Annotated in this window: 14 protein-coding genes, 1 tRNA gene, 1 rRNA gene and 1 pseudogene; all 17 read left to right on the top strand. The window is 33.3% G+C overall.

The features are described 5' to 3' along the window. Positions 1-5: 5 nt before the first annotated feature. The gene (locus tag ACKRLN_RS05635; RefSeq protein ID WP_416334537.1) at positions 6-860 is read left to right on the top strand and encodes a DegV family protein; all 855 of its coding nucleotides are present in this window, start codon (positions 6-8) and stop codon (positions 858-860) included. A 229-nt stretch (positions 861-1,089) separates the two neighbouring features. Next, positions 1,090-1,947: a DegV family protein gene (locus ACKRLN_RS05630; protein WP_416334536.1), complete on the top strand. Its 858-nt coding sequence runs from the start codon at positions 1,090-1,092 to the stop codon at positions 1,945-1,947. A gap of 166 nt (positions 1,948-2,113) precedes the next feature. After that, positions 2,114-2,650 carry a translation initiation factor IF-3 gene (gene infC, locus ACKRLN_RS05625; RefSeq protein ID WP_416335382.1) on the top strand — a complete coding sequence of 179 codons (537 nt, stop codon included), beginning with the start codon at positions 2,114-2,116 and terminating at the stop codon, positions 2,648-2,650. Beyond that, the gene (rpmI, locus tag ACKRLN_RS05620) at positions 2,640-2,837 is read left to right on the top strand and encodes a 50S ribosomal protein L35 (protein ID WP_203128278.1); all 198 of its coding nucleotides are present in this window, start codon (positions 2,640-2,642) and stop codon (positions 2,835-2,837) included. The genes infC and rpmI overlap by 11 nt, the downstream gene beginning before the upstream one ends. 18 nt (positions 2,838-2,855) lie before the next feature. Beyond that, positions 2,856-3,209, top strand: coding sequence for a 50S ribosomal protein L20 (rplT, locus tag ACKRLN_RS05615; protein WP_203128276.1), 354 nt, complete (start codon positions 2,856-2,858; stop codon positions 3,207-3,209). After that, positions 3,209-3,931: a TrmH family RNA methyltransferase gene (locus tag ACKRLN_RS05610; protein ID WP_416334535.1), complete on the top strand. Its 723-nt coding sequence runs from the start codon at positions 3,209-3,211 to the stop codon at positions 3,929-3,931. Before rplT ends, ACKRLN_RS05610 begins: the two co-directional genes overlap by 1 nt. Positions 3,932-4,165: 234 nt before the next feature. Beyond that, entirely contained in the window at positions 4,166-5,188 is a 1,023-nt protein-coding gene (gene pheS, locus ACKRLN_RS05605) for a phenylalanine--tRNA ligase subunit alpha (protein ID WP_416334534.1), read from the top strand. 8 nt (positions 5,189-5,196) lie between these two features. Then, positions 5,197-7,584, top strand: a complete 2,388-nt coding sequence (pheT, locus tag ACKRLN_RS05600) for a phenylalanine--tRNA ligase subunit beta (RefSeq protein ID WP_416334533.1) — start codon at positions 5,197-5,199, stop codon at positions 7,582-7,584. Positions 7,585-7,592: 8 nt separating this feature from the next. Beyond that, a complete protein-coding gene (zapA, locus tag ACKRLN_RS05595) occupies positions 7,593-8,084 on the top strand; it encodes a cell division protein ZapA (RefSeq protein ID WP_416334532.1) in 492 nt (163 codons plus the stop codon). Beyond that, a complete protein-coding gene (locus tag ACKRLN_RS05590) occupies positions 8,084-10,288 on the top strand; it encodes a peptidase U32 family protein (RefSeq protein ID WP_416334531.1) in 2,205 nt (734 codons plus the stop codon). The genes zapA and ACKRLN_RS05590 overlap by 1 nt, the downstream gene beginning before the upstream one ends. Beyond that, positions 10,288-12,632: pseudogene (locus ACKRLN_RS05585) on the top strand (endonuclease MutS2). The gene ACKRLN_RS05590 and the pseudogene ACKRLN_RS05585 overlap by 1 nt, the downstream one beginning before the upstream one ends. Before the next feature lie 9 nt (positions 12,633-12,641). Further along, positions 12,642-14,339: an arginine--tRNA ligase gene (gene argS / locus ACKRLN_RS05580; protein WP_416334530.1), complete on the top strand. Its 1,698-nt coding sequence runs from the start codon at positions 12,642-12,644 to the stop codon at positions 14,337-14,339. After that, positions 14,339-15,025, top strand: coding sequence for a hypothetical protein (locus ACKRLN_RS05575; RefSeq protein ID WP_203128260.1), 687 nt, complete (start codon positions 14,339-14,341; stop codon positions 15,023-15,025). Before argS ends, ACKRLN_RS05575 begins: the two co-directional genes overlap by 1 nt. A gap of 1 nt (position 15,026) precedes the next feature. Then, positions 15,027-16,124 carry a tetratricopeptide repeat protein gene (locus tag ACKRLN_RS05570; protein ID WP_416334529.1) on the top strand — a complete coding sequence of 366 codons (1,098 nt, stop codon included), beginning with the start codon at positions 15,027-15,029 and terminating at the stop codon, positions 16,122-16,124. A gap of 45 nt (positions 16,125-16,169) precedes the next feature. Then, positions 16,170-17,720 (top strand): NAD(P)/FAD-dependent oxidoreductase, encoded by a 1,551-nt coding sequence (locus ACKRLN_RS05565; RefSeq protein ID WP_416334528.1) that lies wholly within the window; start codon positions 16,170-16,172, stop codon positions 17,718-17,720. Positions 17,721-18,255: 535 nt separating this feature from the next. Continuing rightward, a 16S ribosomal RNA gene (locus tag ACKRLN_RS05560) occupies positions 18,256-19,785 on the top strand. Between the two features lie 223 nt (positions 19,786-20,008). Then, a tRNA-Ala gene (locus ACKRLN_RS05555) sits at positions 20,009-20,084 on the top strand. Positions 20,085-20,128: the final 44 nt, after the last annotated feature.

The raw sequence follows: 20,128 nt of genomic DNA, 5'->3' as shown, positions 1-20,128 counted from the left end.
GTATTATGGAAAAGATAGCAATATTAGCAGATACTGCATCCGATATCGATACAAAGCTTGCAGAAGAGATGGGAATATATCTTTTGCCTTTATATGTAAATTTGGATAGCAAGTATTATAAAGATAGAATAGAAATAAGTCCAGATGAATTTTATGATTGGATGAGAGATAGTGACTCTATTCCAAAAACCAGTACAGCTTCACCTGGGGAACTTCATGATATATTAGAACAAATTAAAAATGACGGTTATGAAAAAGTAATTGCCGTTAGTATTGGTGCCCATTTTTCATCAACTTACAACTTATTTAATATGATAAATATAGATGGGCTTAAGACCTACGTTTTTGATAGTGGAAATCTTACTTTATCAGAAGGTATTTTTGCTATCTATGCAAAAGAGTTAGTGGATGACGGATATGGATTTGATGAAATAATTGAAAAATTAAATGCTAAAAAGGATGATTCAAAAGTTTTTTTTGCTCTAGATACCTTTAAATATCTAGTAGCTGGAGGGCGAGTACCAAGGTCTTTTGGAAAGATTGGTGATGCCTTATCAGTTAAACCAATTATAACCATCAATCCAGAGGAAAGTATTTTTAAACTTTTTAAAATAACTAGGGGAGAGAAAAAAGTTTTAAATGAATTTAGAAAAATAGCAGAAAAAGAGCTTGAAAATGTAAAAGACTATTACTTTTATATTGGTCATGGTGGTTATGAAGGAGGAATAGAGAAATTAGAAGAATTATTTTCTGATATCATAGCTGGAGCAAAAAGAAATTTTGAAATCCAAATTTCCCCAACGCTTGGGGCAAATACGGGACCGGGTCTCTTTGGTTTTGGATTTTTCAAATTAGATTAAAATATAAATTAACTATTATATATAAAATTGTATTAATTATTAATTGACAGCAATTTATAAAAGTTAGTATAATAATAAAAAGTCGATATAAAAATCTGATAAATTGTTAGTAATAAAAAACGAAGATAAATATATTTTTAGATATTCATGGCCTCGGCCATGAGTATTTTTATTTGCAGATAAATATCATAATTTAAATACAATATATTTTATACATAAAGGAGATTTTATGGAAAAAATAGCCCTAATCACTGATTCTGGAGCTGACCTGTCAGAAGAGTTTATAAAAGAAAATAATATATATGTAGCTAACTTATATGTAGTAATAGATGATCAATTTTACGAAGATAGAGTTGCTATAAACCCAGCTGACTTAAATAAGAAAAATAATGAAAATTCTAAGTTTACTGCAAAAACTACATCGCCATCGCCAGCAGATTTTAGCGAAGTTTTTAAAAAAGTTGCTAATGATGGATTCAAGAAAGCAATTTATGTGGGACTTAATCCAAAATTATCATCTACTTTTTCAAATGCTGAGCTAGCAGAAAAGCATGGATTAGAAATAGCAATGGTAAATAGTGGGTCAGTAACCTTGCTTGAAGGTCTTATAGTAATTTATGCCAATGATTTGATAAAAGAAGGATTTACTTTTGAAAAGATAGTAGAAAAACTTAACAAAAATGTAGGTAATCAAAAAGCTTATGTTTGGTTTGATACTCTTAAGTATTTAAAAGCTGGAGGTCGACTTGGAAAAGTAGCCAAAAGAGCATCTTCAATATTAAACTTCAAACCTGTTTTATCACTAGATGGGCAGGGAGATTTTGATCTAATAAAATTAAAGGTCAAAAAAGAAAAATCCTGCGACATCATAGAAGAAAAAATCAGAGAAGATTTAGCAAATGTAAAAAAATACTATATGACCTATATATCTGGAACAGAAAGAAGCTTACTTAAAGATATAAAAAATAGACTAGAAGATATAGAAGAAAACGCTGAATCTGCACTAACAAGCCAATTTGGCTCTGCAATATCCGCTCATGCCGGTAGCAAGGCCTATTCTGTAGGATATCTAAAAATAATTGAATAAAATATTTGACAAAATCAAATAAAGCTAGTATTATATACGACATAGACAACAAAGAAGTACCCAGATACTCACCTGCCGATATAAATTTGTAGGTAAATAATTTTTAAAGACGAGATTTAAAAATTGGAACGGGTACTTTGTGCCCGCTTTTTTTATGTAATTATACATTGGAGGTATAACTATAAAAGATTTAAGAATAAATGATGAAATTAGAGCTGACCAAGTAAGATTAATCGATGAAAATGGTAACCAAGTTGGTATTACAAGCCTAAGAGATGCACAAAATCGTGCTGATGATGCAAAACTAGATTTAGTTTTGATGAGTCCAAATGCAAAACCACCTGTTACAAGAATCATGGATTATGGAAAGTTTAAATACGATCAAGAAAAAAAGGAAAAAGAAAATAAGAAAAAACAAAAAAATGCTCAATTAAAAGAGACAAGATTTTCCTTAAATATTGAAGACAATGATTTACAAACTAAGGCAAATCAAACCATTAAGTTCTTAAACAACGGGGATAAGGTAAAAGTTTCTATAAGATTTAGAGGTCGTGAACTTGGCCGTAAAGAACCAGGTTATGAATTGATGGATAAATTTAAAGAGATGCTAGGAGATAGCGCTGTGGTTGATAAAAAACCAAAAATGGAAGGTAGATCCCTAGTAATGTTTCTAGAACCAAAAGGAGAAGAAAATGGCAAATAAAAATAAAACAAGAAGAGCTGCTGCAAAAAGATTTAAAGTAACAGGCAGTGGAAAAGTCGTAAGAAGAAAAGCATACAAAGGTCACTTAACAGCAAAAAAATCACCAGCTAGAAAAAGAAATCTTAGAAAATCAACAGTAGTTTCTAAAGCTGATGAAAGAAATGTTAAACAATTATTAGGAATGTAATTAGGAGGCAAATAGAAAATGGCAAGAGTAAAAAGAGCAATCAACGCTAAGAAAAAACACAAAAAAGTATTAAGACAAGCAAAAGGATACTACGGTTCAAAAAGCCTTCTATATAAAACAGCTAACCAAGCTGTAATGAAATCTTTAAACTATGCTTACATTGGACGTAAACAAAGAAAAAGAGATTTCAGAAAACTTTGGATTGCAAGAATCAATGCTGCAGCAAGACTTAATGGTACAACATACTCAAAACTTATGGGTAATCTTAAAAAAGCAAACATTGATATCAACAGAAAAATGCTTGCAGAAATCGCTGTAGAAAATCCAGCAGAATTTAGCAAAATCGTAGAATTAGCTAGCCAAAACGCTTAATGGTTATAAACTCTACATCCAACCAAAAATTTAAATATATATCAAAACTTAAAAATAAAAAGTATAGGGATATAGAAGATAAATTTATTATAGAATCTAAAAAGTTAGTAGAAGAGGCCATCTCTTCTGCTGATGTAGATTTTATTTTTTTATCAGAAGCTAATAAGGATTATAAATGCAATCTTGAAAAAATAATATTTGATGACAGCCTTTTTAAAAAACTATCAAGCCTTAAATCCCCAGATGGATTTGCAGCAGTAGTTAAAAAGAAAAAGGAAAAAGAAATTTCATCAAAAAGAGTTTTACTATTAGATGGATTAAATGATCCAGGCAATATGGGAACTATAATCCGTTCTGCAGAAGCCTTTGGATTTGATGATATTTTGCTTGCCCCGAATACTGTTGATATATATAACGAAAAAACTTTAAGAGCCTCAATGGGCTCCATTTTTAGATTAAATATAAAACAAATTAGCTATGAAGATATAGATTTGTTAAAAAAATCTTACAAATTGGTAGCAGCCGACATGAGCGGGTATGATATTAATAATTGTAAGATAGAGGATGATATTATCCTTGCAATAGGAAATGAAGCAAATGGTTTATCTCAAACCATAAGATCAATGACAGATATATATGTGAAAATTCCTATGAAAGGACAAATAGAGTCCTTAAATGCAGCTATTGCAGCTAGCATTTTGATGAATAATCTTAGCTTATGATTCGGAAAAAACTTTAGCTATTCTTTACCAGAAAGAGGGAATGATGGAAGCCCTTAAAGTTACGGCTAAATATATTCACCGATGAAGCTTGATATGAAATTAGTAATTGATACGGTTTGCTGCGTTATAAGCTTTTAAGTGGGTTAATATAAACCAATTAAGGTGGTACCGCAGGTAAATTCTGTCCTTTTCTAGGGCGGAATTTTTTTATTACAAAAATTGAAAGGAATAGTAATGGAAGAAAATTTAAATCAAATTTTATCTAAGGCACAAAGTGAGATAGAAGCTGCAGATAGTCTTGATACTCTAGAAAAAATAAGAGTAGCTTACCTTGGAAAAAAAGGCGTGATAACAGATCAAAAGAAAAATATATCTAAACTGTCAAATGAAGAAAAACCAATGGCAGGAAAGCTTATAAATCAAACAAGTACAGAAATTGAAAATGCGCTTAGTGAAAAGTCTGAAACTGTTAAAAAAGAACTTTTAAAACAAAAAATCGCAGAAGAAACTATAGATGTAACAGCTCATTTTGAAAAACACGACAGTGGGCACTTGGCATTAATAAACCAAACATTAGAAGAACTTGAAACAATTTTCCAAAATATGGGATTTGATGTTGTAGAAGGGCCAGAGATAGATACGGTAAAAAATGTTTTTGATGATCTAAACTCACCAGCAGACCATCCAGCAAGGTCAACTAGTGATACTTTTTATATAACAGATGATATATTACTTCGCCCACACACTTCATCCATGCAAATTAGAGTTATGAATGAAGGAAAACTACCAATTAAAATGGTATCAGCAGGAAGAGTATTTAGAAATGATGAAGTAGATGCAACCCACTCACCAATGTTTCACCAATTAGAGTGCCTAGTTGTAGATGAAAATGTATCTATGGCAAATCTAAAGGCAACGCTTGAAACATTTATTAAAGAAATGTTTGGAGATGATATGGAACTAAGATACCGTCCACATCACTTCCCATTTACAGAACCATCTCTAGAAGTAGATGCTACTTGTCCAGTTTGCCGCGGTAAGGGTTGCCCAGCTTGTGGAAATACTGGTTGGTCCATGGAGCTTTTAGGTGGGGGAATGGTACATCCAAATGTATTAGAAGCTTGTGGAATCGATAGCGAAAAATATACTGGTTTTGCCTTTGGTCTTGGAGTAGACAGGATTGCCATGGTAAAATACGGCCTAGATGATATCAGATTACTATATGACAATGACAAAAGATTTTTGGAACAATTTTAGGAGAGATAATGTTAGTACCTTTAGTTTGGCAAAATAATTACGTAAAAATAGATGAAGATTTAAAAACTATTACAGATAGACTTTCAGAAACTGGATCTCACGTTGAGGAAGTAACAATTACAACAAGTCAATTAGAAAGTGTAGTTGTAGGTCATGTCCTAGAACAAGAAAAGCACCCTGATGCAGATAGATTACAAGTTTTAAAAATAGATATTGGAAAAGAAGATCCATCAACAATAATAACAGCAGCAAAAAACACAAAAAAAGGTGATTATTTATTTGTAATTACAAGTGGGACTACAATGGATAATGGAGATTGTATAGGAGACCATGACTTTTTTGGTATAAATTCTGAAGGCATGCTTACTTCATATGCAGAGCTTGGCTATCCTGATAATGTAATTCCAAAAGAATTTAAAGATGGAGTTATCATTTTAAATGAAGAATATAAACCGGGCACACCTGTAAGTGAAGTTTTATCTTCAAATACTCCAGTAATTGAATATGAAATCACACCAAATAGACCGGACTGCCTATCAATAATTGGTATGGCAAGAGAGACAGCAGCAAGCTTTGGCAAAAAAATTACTCTTCCTTCTGTTGACTACAAGGAAAATGACGAAGATATCAAAGATTACTTTAATGGAGTAAGTATCGAGTCAGAAAATTGTGCTAAATTTACCACAAGAGTGGCAAAAAATGTAAAAGTAGCTAAGTCACCTCAGTGGTTACAAAACTATCTGATTTTAGCAGGTATGCGTCCAATAAATAATATCGTAGATATTACAAACTTTGTTCTCCTTGAAACTGGCCAACCATTACACGCCTATGACTTGGATAAATTAGCTGATAAAAAATTAATAGCGCGCCAAGCCAAAGATGGAGAAGTTTTAAAAACTCTTGATAGAGAGGAAAGAAAGCTTGATTCTGATATGCTAATTATTGCCGATGGAGCAAATCCAGTTGGTATAGCAGGAGTGATGGGAGGATTTGATACAGAAGTTACTGATGAAACTACAAATATAGTTCTTGAAGCTGCAAATTTTGATGGAGCAAGTGTAAGAGAAACTTCTAAAAAACTTGCTTTACGTAGCGAATCATCAACACGATTTGAAAAAGGACTTCCACTTGAAATGGCAGATTTTGCAAGCCGCCGTGCTATGAAACTTATATCTGATTTAGGAATCGGTAAAGTTGTTGGTGGATTTATAGAAGAGGGCAAAGAAAATTCAGAAGAAAAAACTGTAGACCTTCGCATATCAAGATTAAATTCCCTAACAGGAGTAGATTTTTCAAAAGAAGAAGCTATCAAAAATCTAGAACTTTTAGAATTTGAAGTTGAAGATATAGATGACAATACAATCCGTGCCAAAGTACCATTCTTTAGAACAGATGTAGAAATAGAAGCAGACTTAATCGAAGAAATTGTAAGATTATACGGTATGGGCAAAATTGAACCAAAAGCACTTTACTCAAGCCTACAAAGAGGGCTTAGATCTGATGCAAGACTTTTAAGAGATGATTTAAAAAGAGAACTTACAGGCCAAAAATTTGCAGAACTTACTACTTATTCTTTCATCTCTCCAAGAGAATTTGACAGAATGGGAGTTTTAGAAGATTCTCACCTAAGAGAATATATAAAATTAACAAATCCACTAGGTGAGGACTTCTCAGTAATGAGAACAACTCAAATTTCAAATATGCTAGATGTAATTGCAAAAAACATAAACCGTGGACAAAAAGATTTAAGATTATTTGAGCTTGGTAAAACTTTTGTAAAAACTGATTCGAACTTACCAGATGAAGATGACACTTTAACTATGGGACTTTATGGAGCATATAATTTTTATGATCTAAAAGATATATTTGAAGTAGCTATGGCACGTGTTGGTTTTAATGGATTTACCTATAAGACACAAAAAGAAAATCCTATTTTCCATGCAGGAAGGTGTGCAGATATTTATTATGGTGATGAATTTATCGGAACTATGGGAGAAATTTCCTATGAAGTTCGCGATGAATACAATATCAAAAAGGGAGCTTTAATTTTAGAAATCAATCTTTCTCAAATAAGAGATCAAAGAATAAAGAATAAAAAATATACGGCTCTTCCAAAATACCCAGCAATTACCCGTGATTACTCATTTGTAACAGATAGAAATCTTGAATCTAAGTTTATTGAAGATACAATTATTAATAATGGGGGAGAACTTGTTAAAAATATCGAGTTATTTGATATTTATACAGGTGATCAAATTGAAAACGACAAAAAATCTATATCCTACAAGGTAGAATTTAGATCAGATGATAAGACCCTAAAAGAAGAAGACATAAAAGATATTGAAGAAAATATCTTAAATGATTTAGAAAAATCAAACATAGTTTTACGTAGTTAGGAGTAAAAGTGAGCGAGAAAAAAGTTCAAGTAGAAATCGATGGGGCAACATACACCCTAGTAACTGATGAAAATGAAGAACAAATCAAAGATATTGCCGATTATGTAAGTGGAAAAATTGCTGAGGTAAAATCGAATAAACTAAGTTATGACAGAGAACTGGTCTTAGCAAGTGTAAATATTGCCAACGATTTATATAATGTCGGCAATAGATATAAAAGACTTAGAGAAGAATCAAGTGAGGCTGTGGAAAAATATCCAGGTCTTATTGAAAATTACAAAAAATCAGTAGACCACAATGACGAATTAATCGCAAAAGTAGATGAGCTTTCAGCAGAAATTAGTCAGATAAGAGAAGAAAACGAATCATTAAATAAAAAACTAATAGTAAACGAAGAAAGTGATAAAACTATTGAAAAATTGAGAGCCGAACTTGAAAGATTACAAAAAGAAGTTGTGGCTCTTAAATCAGAAAATGACCAATTGAAAGGGTCTATTTAATGAAAAAACCTGAAATATTAGCTCCTGTCGGTAATTCTGGTATGCTTTTTGCAGGAATTGCCGCTGGAGCTGATAGTTTTTACTTAGCCATAGATGATTTTGGGGCCCGCGCATATGCAGAAAATTTCACTTTAGAAAATATAAAAGAAACTATCGACTACATCCATCTTTTTGGAAGACGTGTTTTTATCACTATGAATACGCTTATAAAAGATCACGAAATGCCGAAGGCTATTTCCTATGTAGAAAAATTTTATGAGTATGGAGTAGATGGTCTCATCATCCAAGATTTAGGATTTTTTTCAGTTATTAAAAATCAAGTCCCAGGAATGGAATTACATGCATCAACCCAAATGGCAGTTCGTGAATATTTCGGAGCAAAATACCTAGCGGACCTTGGTTTTGATAGAATTGTTATAGCTCGTGAAACACCAATAGAAGAAATAAGAAAAATTGCAAGCTTACCCGTTGAAACAGAAGTTTTTGTTCACGGGTCGCTTTGCGTTAGTTTTTCTGGAGAATGTCTGATGAGTTCTTATTTTGGAGGCAGATCAGCAAACAGGGGAAGATGTGCTGGTCCATGTAGACAAAAATATAAATTAATATCTAATGAAAAAATTTTAGGCGATGATTATTATTTAAATATGAAAGACCTAAATGCCATCGATAATCTAGATCAACTTTTAGAAATAGGAGTAGATTGTTTAAAAATCGAAGGACGTATGAAGACACCAGAATATGTATTTTCCGCAGTTAGCAATTACAAAAATAAAATAGAAAATGATTCTTATAACAAAAACGAAATGCTAGATAGCTCAAATAGAGGTTACACTAAAGGATTTATTTTTGGCCAAAACAAAGATTATATCAGCTTAAAAGATGATAATAAACATAGAAGTGTGGGCAAAGTTATAGACAGCAAAAATAAAAAATATTTTATCACAAATTCTATTTTATATATCGGAGATAATCTTGAAATCTTAACAGAAAAGGGCAAAAAATTACTATTTACAACTACTAGAGATTACCAAGTAGGAGAAAAAATATTACTTGAAAAATATCCTGATGCAAAAGTTGACTCACACGTGTTGATAGTAAATTCTAGCAAGCTAGCAAAAGATAAAGATCAAGCACTTAGCAATTATCGTAACCTTCCGGTAAATATTTATTTTAAGGCTAGACTTGGAGAAAATCCTCAAATAAAATTAAAAAATAAAAATGTTTCAGCAACTTATGTTCATAATGTAATTATTGAACAAGCAAAAAATATTGCGATTTCTGAAACTGATATTAGAGAAAATTTATCAAAATTCAATGATGAAATATTTACTCCAAGTCAAATCAATATTGAAATAGATGATGAACTTTTTCTTAGGAAAAAAGATATAAATGAGTGCCGTCGTATGGGAGTGGCAGCTTTGAAGGAAGCGATTTTAAATAATTATCACAGAAATGAAATCAAAATTAATTTGCCAGTCTTAGAAAAAAATCAAAATCATATAGTAGAAAAAAATATAGAATTGCTTAGTAATGATATTAGCCCAGAGCTTTTAACTGATTTTGACAATATCTATATTAGAAATTTTGATCCCAAATATGCTGGTCATAATTTGTATCTAAATTTGGATTCTCACGATGAATACGACATTATTAGTCTAATTGATCTTATAAAAGAAAATAAAATAAGGGGTATTATTTGCAATAATTATAGAGATCTTAGCTTTATCCATAAGTTTAAAGAAAATGATATAAAAATAAGGATAGGTAGAAGCTTAAATATTTTCAACTCCTATACGGCAGATTTTTATAAAGCTTTTGCAGAAAATATTTGTGTATCAACAGAGATTGGCTTAGATATTTTAAATAATATAAGCAAAAATCAAGCTGTAGAGGCCCTAGTTTATGGAAGGTCAGAATTGATGAATATGCGTCATTGTCCATTTTCCGTTATAAAAAAATGCGGATTATCAGGTTGTAAAACGTGTAGATTTAATAAGTCAGGATTAGAATCACATGATGGGGATAAAATGAAAGTTATTCGATATGGAGAATATTCAAAAATTTACCCAGACCAAGCTAGTATATTTATTCATGATGATTTTTCAGATAATGTATCACTTTTATATTCAGTGATGGATGATAAGGATATTTTAAATATAAATAATGCAAGAATCAGGGATTCTTATAAAAAAGGAGTGATTTAATGCAAGAGCGAACTTTAGAAGCTTTAGAATATGAGAAAATTTTAGAAAAAGTAGCAGGCCAAGCACGTTCAAGTGTTATAAAGAATAAAATTTTAAATCTAGCTCCTATGACAGATGCTGATGAGATTAAAGAAGAATTAGAAAATACAGCACAAATGGTAGGAGTTATTTCACGTTTTGGAAATATAGATTTATTTGGTCTTTATGATTTTTCTGCTATGATTGGCTATGTTAGAAAAAGAGGAATCCTAGAACCTTACGAGCTTTTACAAGTAAATGACCTTTTAAGAGTATCTGAGTATTTAAAAGATTATGGCAAAGACATAGAAGAGCCATATATTAAAGATTTATTCAATCGAATTTCAATCAATGATTTTATAAAAGATGAAATCGAAAGATCTATTATTAGCGAAGATGAAATAGCTGATAATGCTTCAAGTGAGCTTAGAAATATCCGTAGGCAAAAAGCTCGCAAGGAAGCTGATATAAAAGCAAAACTTAATTCCTATATTTCTAGTGACAGATATGATGATGCCTTGCAAGACAAGGTAGTATCTATCCGTGATGGCCGTTATGTAGTGCCAGTTAAAACTAATAAAAAATCTGTAATTGGTGGAATTATTCATGATAAGTCATCATCTGGTAATACTTTATTTGTAGAGCCAGCTGCTATTGTTGAGTTAAACAACCAGCTAAAAGATTTGGAACTTAAAGAAGAAGATGAAATTAGAAGAATCCTAGATAGATTATCTCGTTTTGTTGAAAAATTTGATGTAGAAATTTTAGAAAACCAAAAGATAATTGGACGCATAGATTTCCTAGCAGCCAAGGCTAAGTTTGCAATAAATAATGAATACACCAAGCCAAAGATAACTACTGATAAGATAATAAAACTAAATCAAGCCCGCCATCCGCTGCTAACTGGAAAAGTTGTGCCAATAGATGTTGTGATTGGTGGTGATTATAAAACTTTAATAATCACAGGACCAAATACTGGGGGTAAAACAGTGTCTTTAAAAACTGTTGGATTAATATCCCTTATGGCCCAAACTGGTTTTTTATACCAGCAGATGAAAATAGTATAGTAAATGTTTTTGATGATATTTTTGCAGATATAGGAGATACCCAGTCTCTAGAGATGAGTTTATCAACATTTTCAGCATCTCTTACAAAAATTGTAAATATATTAGAAAATGCATCAGATAAATCATTAGTCTTATTAGATGAGCTTGGATCTGGAACTGACCCTACAGAAGGCGCAGCCCTTGCTATTTCTATTCTAGATTATTTACGTAAAAAAGAAATAATGACCTTTGCAACAACCCACTACAGTGAACTAAAGTACTATGCAGTAGAAACTGATGGTGTGATGAATGCATCTGTAGAATTTGATGTAAATACTCTTTCTCCAACATATAAGCTAGAGATAGGTACTCCAGGAAAATCAAATGCCTTTGAGATTTCAAGACGACTTGGTCTTGATGAAGGTATTTTAAAAAATGCCCAAAATTTACTTGGTGAAGATACCAAAAATGTAAACAAAATCTTAGAAGAGATTGAGGAAAATAAAGAAAAAATCGAAGCGAAAAATGCTGAAATTGACCGTTACAAAAGAGAAATTCAGAAGGCTAAGAGAGATTTAGAAGAAAAATCCAAAGAAGTAGAAAAACAAAGAGCAGCTATCATCAGAGAAGCTGAAGATAAGGCAAATGAGATATTAGAAAAAGTAAATACAGAGTCTCAAGAAATGCTAAAAGAAGCTAAAAAATCTAAAAATGCCAACACTTCAGACATTGACCGCAGCTTAAATAATATTAGAAATAGATATAAGTCTAACAAAATTGAGAGGAAACAAAAAGGTCTTAGCATTGGAAGATCTGATGATGCTCCAGAAGACTTAAAGCTAGGTGATATTGTGATCATCGAGGGAATTAATGAACGCGCTGAGGTTATATCTGAGCCAGATGACAGAGGCAATATCAAGCTACAAATGGGCATTTTAAAGATGGATTCGAATATCAAAAACGTCACCAAAGTAGAAAGTGATAGCAAAACAGAAAAAAATATTCAAAAGGTGTATAATGCTAAAAAAGCAATGAATATTTCACCAACCCTTGATTTGCGTGGACAAAGATATGATGATGCTATGAGAAACCTTGATAAATATCTAGATGATGCAATGCTTTCAGGACTTTCAAAAGCAAAGATTATCCACGGAAAGGGAACTGGTGCTTTGATAAATGGAGTTACTGAAACTTTAAAAACAGACAAAAGAATTGCAGACTTTAGGCTAGGCGATGACAAAGAAGGCGGCTATGGAGTAACAATAGTTAGCTTTGAGTAGGGAGGATTAATGAAAGATTTTAAAGATATAATTGCAAAAAAATTGGAGAATGAGGATTTAAACTTATCCTATGATGAGATTTATAATCTAATCGAGATTCCACCACAAGATGATATGGGGGATTTTTCCTTTCCTTGCTTTACTCTAGCAAAAGTACTAAGAAAAAATCCAGCGCAAATTGCAAGTGATTTGGCAGAAAAATTAGAAATCGAAGAATTTGAAAAAATTACAAATCTAAATGCCTATTTAAACTTTTTCGTAGATAGAAATCTTTATGAAAACTCAGTGTTAAACGAGATTTTAGAAAAAAAAGAAGACTATGGAAAATCTGATGAAGGCAATGAGAAAAATATTGTAATTGACTTTTCATCAGTAAATATTGCCAAGCCTTTTCATATAGGTCACATTAGATCTACAGTTCAAGGTGATGCTATTAGAAATATCCACGAATTTTTAGGATACAATGTCATAGCAACAAACTACCTAGGTGATTACGGAACCCAATTTGGAACTATGATAGCAGCTTACAAGCTCTGGGGAGATGAAGATGCTATAAATAAAGATCCTATCAACGAACTTTTAAAACTTTATGTAAGATATAACGCCGAGGCTAGTGAAAATCAAGAAATGATGGATGCTGCTCGTGCGGAGTTTAAAAATTTAGAGGATGGCGACCCTGAAGCTACAAAATTATGGCAATGGTTTAAAGATATTTCTCTACGTGAATTTGAAAGAGTTTATGGGCTTCTTGATATCAAATTTGATGATTATAACGGGGAAAGTTACAATTCACAATTTATACCAGAAAGTATTGAGCTTTTAAAAGAGAAAAATCTTTTGGTAGAAAGCGATGGGGCACAAATAGTTGATTTAAGTCCATATGACTTAACTCCAGCAATCATTATAAAATCAAATGACTCTAGCTCATATATAACCCGTGATATAGGTACTGCTATAAACCGCAAAAGAAAATATAATTTTGAAGAAAACTTATACGTTGTAGCCACCCAACAAAACCTACATTACCAACAACTAAGAAAAATTTTAGAACTAATGGGCTATGAATGGTGGAATGATAATAAACATATTGCCTTTGGTATGGTAAGTCTAAAAGATCAAACCATGTCAACTCGTAAGGGCCAAGTAGTTTTCCTTGAGGATGTTTTAAATAAAGCAATTGATAAAACTAAATCAATTATGGAAAACCGCGGTGCGGATATAGAAGATATAGAAAAAACTGCAAAAATTGTAGGTATTGGTGCAGTAAAGTTCCAAGAATTATATAACAATCGCATTAAAGACTATGTTTTTGACTGGGATGAAGTTTTAAACTTCGATGGAGAAACTGGACCATATGTCCAATACACCTATGCACGCGCAAAATCTGTTTTAAGAAAAGCTGGAGTAGAAACTTTTGATGCTCTTGACTTTAAAAATATAAATACAGATGAAGAATTTGCCTTAGTAAAAACCTTAGCAGAATTTGGCAATGTAGTAGCAAAAGCTCGTGAAAAATACGAACCATCACTTCTTACAAGACACTTAACAGAAATTGCCAAAGCCTTTAACAAGTTCTACAATGCATCTCAAATAATGGTAGATGATGAAAATATTAAAAATGAACGTTTGGCTTTAACTTACGCAACTTCTATTGTTATCAAATCTGGACTTAGCCTATTAGGTATAAAAACAGTGGAGAAAATGTAATGAATGATAAATTAAAAGATTTTATGGAAGTGACATCCCAGGCTTTTAAGGAAAGTTTTAGCAAAATAAATAAAGTTTATGTAGCATTTATTGTTATTTTAATCAGAGCCTTTTTAATAAATTCTAGAGCGACCAGCATACTTGGTGGAGGATTTATTGGTGGTTTGATAAATTATTTTATTGAAGTCGCCCTACTTTGCTTTGTTGCCCAAGCCATGAGATCGGTTGTTGTTTATGGTAACACAGGTAAAAAATCCATAATGAATTCTATAAACAATTTTTGGCAACCAATCTTATCAGCATATTTCTTCTTTTATCTAATAGAAATGCTAATAAGCGGATTGCCAGGCTTATCTGACATAAAAATTATATTATATGTAGGATTTAATTTCCTTATGTCTGCCTTATTAGAAGAAATTTATATAAATGGCAATGCAGGATTTGATGCACTTAAAAAATCCGCCAAATTTGTCTGCGATAATTTCTTTACTTACGGATTATTTTCCTTAATTTGCATAATAATTATTACAAATTTAACATTTACAATCACTTATGGAATTTTAGGTCATGTAATTTATGTACTATTAATCGCAATAATTGATTTGATTTTCTACCTGGTTAGAGGACATTTATTTAAATATTTAGACAAACATTCCTACCGACAAAGAAAATTTATGAGAGGCTAAGATGAAACTTGATAATTATTTCATAAAATTTACAGAAAATCTTGCATACCTAGACCTAAAAGATTCATCGTCCTATCCGATTCTAGAGGATGTGCCACTACCAATATATGTAGATGACATCCAAAGCGGTATTATGACAGGCACTATGAGTGAGAAAATAGAGCTTGAAAATTTCCTGGATGGTATGATTATAAATATAGGTGCTGATAAGGATTTTTTACACAATGAAGAGTATAAGATTATTCTAACTAATTTTTTAGATGATATTAGCAAGTACGCATCAAGCAAGGCCATGGCCATTGCTGATAAGGATATAAATAAAGCTCTTTTACTTTTAAGGGGTGGCTATATTTTAAATCCTATAGATAATTACAATGCATATTTATATGCTAGATTTTTATGGCCACAAGCCTTTGAAGCAAAGGATAAGTTCAAAGAAGACTTTATAAGAGAGGCATTAAACATTTTACAAAATATTATTTCAAATGATGAAAACTTTGCTATTTCATATTATGAATTAGGGAATATTTACACAAATCTTGGCGAATATATTAAGGCACGCAGTTTTTATAACATTGCCTTACAAAAGACTGATTCAATAGAAGCTCAGGATGAAATCAGGGATAAACTTACTGAAATTAATGATAATGCAGAGATTGAAGAAGCCCTATATTTTATTGGCAAAAGTGATTACAATGGTGCAATCAAAAAATTGACAGGCCTGCTTTCAAATAAAAAACGAGCAGATGCCTATTATTATTTAGGAGTTGCCTACCAAAATGTAGGTCAATATGAAAATTCAATAATGGCTTTTGAAAATGCCCTAGATGCTGGTGCAGAATTTAGGGAGCTTTATAATGACTATGCTGTTTCACTATTCTTAAATGAAAGGCAAATCGATGCTTTAAATATAATCGAAGAAGGCTTAAGAAAATACCCCCAAGACCCAAGATTAGTTTATAATAAAATTCAGATAAATCTAACACTTGGGAATATTGGCAGGGCAAAAGAAGATATAGATGAGCTTTTGACTTATGATGATTTAAGCGATGAGATTAGGTCAAACTTACTAACAATTAAAGATCAATTCAAAATTTAAAGACCCATAGAGGTCTTTTAAAATGAGCAAAATGAAAGAGGCTTTATGATTATAATTAGAAATATCATTTTAGAATCAGATAATCCCGATAAACTAAGACAAAAAATATCCAAGCTAATTAATAAAAAAGACTTTGATTACGAGATTTATAGAAAGTCTATAGATTCCAGAAAAGGCATTAAATTCTCCTACCAGGTCCTGGTTGATATTAACCCAACTGACAAAGAATTAAAAAGAATAAAAAATGCTGATAGATTTGAATTTAGGCAATCAAATATAGAGATCAATCATCCTCCAAAAGAAGTTACAATCATTGGAGCTGGTCCCTCAGGCCTATTTACCGCCTACGTTCTTTCTCAAAATGGTGTAAAAGTAAAAGTTTATGAACGCGGCGAAGCCATTGAAGATAGGATAAAAACTATAGAAAAATTTAAAAATACCGGAAAGTTAAATCCTGAATCAAACATCCAATTTGGCGAAGGTGGTGCAGGAACTTATTCTGACGGCAAACTTACAGCCCGTAGCAAGGACCCAAGAGTGAGAATGGTTTTAGAAACTTTCCACAAACACGGAGCTCCAGATGATATTATGATAGATGCAAAGCCGCACATTGGTACAGATTTACTACGTGAAGTAATTATAAATATGCGCGAGGAAATAAAATCAAACGGGGGAGAGTTTTATTTTTCACACCACTTAGATGGTATAAATATAACTGATAAAAAAGTAAAAAACATCTCTATCAACGGAAATAATATTGAAAGCGGAGCCTATGTTATAGCCATCGGCCACTCGGCCCGTGATACATTCGAAATGCTAAGTGATAAAATTCCTATGGAAAATAAAAATTTTGCAGTTGGCTTTAGAATTGAACACAAAAGACAAACCATAAATAATTCTCAATATAATGGAAAAGACACAGATTTAGAGGGAAATCCATTACCAGCAGCTTCTTATAATCTTTCTTATAATGATAAAGAAAGTGGTCTATCTGCATATACATTTTGTATGTGCCCCGGTGGTTATGTGGTAAATGCCAGCAGTGAAGAAAACATGACATGTGTAAATGGGATGAGTTACCATGATAGAGATGGAGAAAATTCAAATGCTGCAATAATTGTGACTATAGGTGAAGAAATCTATGGAAATAATTTGCTAGATGGAATGAGATTTCAAAGAGAAATTGAAAAAAAGGCATTTAATTTAACTAAGGGAGATGTTCCAGTACAAAAATTTATAGACTTTAAAGAAAACATAGAAACAACAGATTTAGGTGATATAAAACCATCCATAGAATCTGCCTATAAATTATCAAATCTAAGGGGCATCTATCCAGCAGCAATTGATAAAATGGTTATACAAGCAGTAGATTACATGGGCAATAGACTATCAGGATTTTCAGATAATGATGCAATACTATCAGGAGTAGAAACCAGATCTTCATCACCTATTAGGATGCTAAGGGATGAAGAAAATAAATCTAAAGACATATCCAATCTATATGTAATAGGAGAAGGTAGCGGGCATTCAGGAGGAATAGTATCCTCAGCAGTAGACGGAATTAAAACAGCAGAGGCTATTTTATCTAGAAAATAAATCTAGAAAATAAATCTAGAAAATAAAATTTTGAAAAATTAGAAAAAAGATTTGACAAGGCAAAAAATAGGGTGTATACTTCTATAGTCACTACAAAAGAACTTGAGCTTTTAAAAAGATTTTTAAAAAAACTTCAAAAAACACTTGACAAGCTCAAAAAATAGTAGTACACTATAAAAGTCGTTACAAACAACGACAACATGAACCGGATGTTTAAATAGACATCTAAAATGAAATTTAATATCAATGATTATGTAAAACAAAAACATAATCAACCTATCAATAAATAACTAAAAAGTTATTGACAACTTTAACCAAGTTGATTCTTTTGATAAAAGGATGATTAACAGGCCAGTCCGGCCAGAAGATGACAAAGTGTGTCTCCACATCATGAGACCCACGGAGTGGTCGCAGGACGGAACGGCCGAGAAATAAATCACGCATTGATTAAAAAGATCAGTGTAAATGAAAAGAGCTTGAATCAAAAAGCTTTTATGAATTAGATTAAAAAACTACATTAAGATGTAGATAAAATTTTCATGAGAGTTTGATCCTGGCTCAGGATTAACGCTGGCGGCGTGCATAACACATGCAAGTCGAACGATGAAACTCATTAGATTTCTTCGGAATGAAAATGAATGGATTAGTGGCGAACGGGTGAGTAACGCGTGAGTAACCTGCCTTACACAAGGGGATAGCCTCTGGAAACGGAGAATAATACCCTATGAAACTAATAGCTTGCATAAGCTTTTAGTCAAAGTGCTTAGCGGTGTAAGATGGACTTGCGTCTGATTAGCTAGTTGGTGAGATAAAAGCTCACCAAGGCAACGATCAGTAGCCGGCTTGAGAGAGTGTACGGCCACATTGGGACTGAGACACGGCCCAGACTCCTACGGGAGGCAGCAGTGGGGAATTTTGCACAATGGGGGAAACCCTGATGCAGCGACGCCGCGTGATTTAGAAGGCCTTCGGGTTGTAAAAATCTTTTGTATAGGAAGAAAATGACAGTACTATACGAATAAGGTCCGGCTAATTACGTGCCAGCAGCCGCGGTAATACGTAAGGACCGAGCGTTGTCCGGAATCATTGGGCGTAAAGGGTACGTAGGCGGGTTTTTAAGTTAGAAGTCAAAGGCTATAGCTCAACTATAGTAAGCTTCTAAAACTGGGAACCTTGAGTAATGGAAGGGAAAGTGGAATTCCTAGTGTAGCGGTGGAATGCGCAGATATTAGGAGGAATACCAGTGGCGAAGGCGACTTTCTGGCCATTAACTGACGCTGAGGTACGAAAGCGTGGGTAGCAAACAGGATTAGATACCCTGGTAGTCCACGCCGTAAACGATGAGTGTTAGGTGTCTGGAGTAAATCTGGGTGCCGCAGCTAACGCATTAAACACTCCGCCTGGGGAGTACGCACGCAAGTGTGAAACTCAAAGGAATTGACGGGGACCCGCACAAGCAGCGGAGCATGTGGTTTAATTCGAAGCAACGCGAAGAACCTTACCAAGTCTTGACATATTACGGAGGGCATCTAGAGATAGATCCTTAGAGCTTCGGCTCACTGTAATACAGGTGGTGCATGGTTGTCGTCAGCTCGTGTCGTGAGATGTTGGGTTAAGTCCCATAACGAGCGCAACCCCTTTTGCTAGTTACCATCATTAAGTTGGGGACTCTAGCAATACTGCCGGTGACAAACCGGAGGAAGGTGGGGATGACGTCAAATCATCATGCCCTTTATGACTTGGGCTACACACGTGCTACAATGGCAGGTACAGAGGGAAGCTACAGAGTGATCTGATGCAAAACTCAAAAAGCCTGTCCCAGTTCGGATTGCACTCTGCAACTCGAGTGCATGAAGTTGGAGTTGCTAGTAATCGTGGATCAGAATGCCACGGTGAATGCGTTCCCGGGTCTTGTACACACCGCCCGTCACACCATGGAAGTTGGCAATACCCGAAGCCTGTGAGCTAACCTTTTAGGGAGCAGCAGTCGAAGGTAGGGTCAGTAACTGGGGTGAAGTCGTAACAAGGTAGCCGTATCGGAAGGTGCGGCTGGATCACCTCCTTTCTAAGGAAGCCCGGCCTGGTGGGTGGAAAGTGCAAAGCACTTTTCATCCTAGGCGAATGTTTTGCTTGCAAAACAGAGACTAGGACGCCTCTACAAAGAGGAAAGAAAATCCACTAGCCAGGCAGAGAATGATACGTTATTCTCTATCAATTAGAAACACAGACATAATCATTGATATAAATTAAATTTCAATAACCAACTATATAATATAAAAAGTAAATATGGGGATATAGCTCAGTTGGGAGAGCACCTGCCTTGCACGCAGGGGGTCAAGAGTTCGAATCTCTTTATCTCCACCAGCAAGACCTAACCCCATTTGCAAAGCAAATGGATGGTAGGTCGG

This window comes from Anaerococcus sp. AH8042_DFU013_CI05, from assembly GCF_047936775.1.
In the GTDB taxonomy this organism is placed as follows: domain Bacteria; phylum Bacillota; class Clostridia; order Tissierellales; family Peptoniphilaceae; genus Anaerococcus.
The sequence above is the reverse complement of the archived record's forward strand: the minus strand, read 5'-3'. Positions and strand labels throughout refer to the sequence as shown.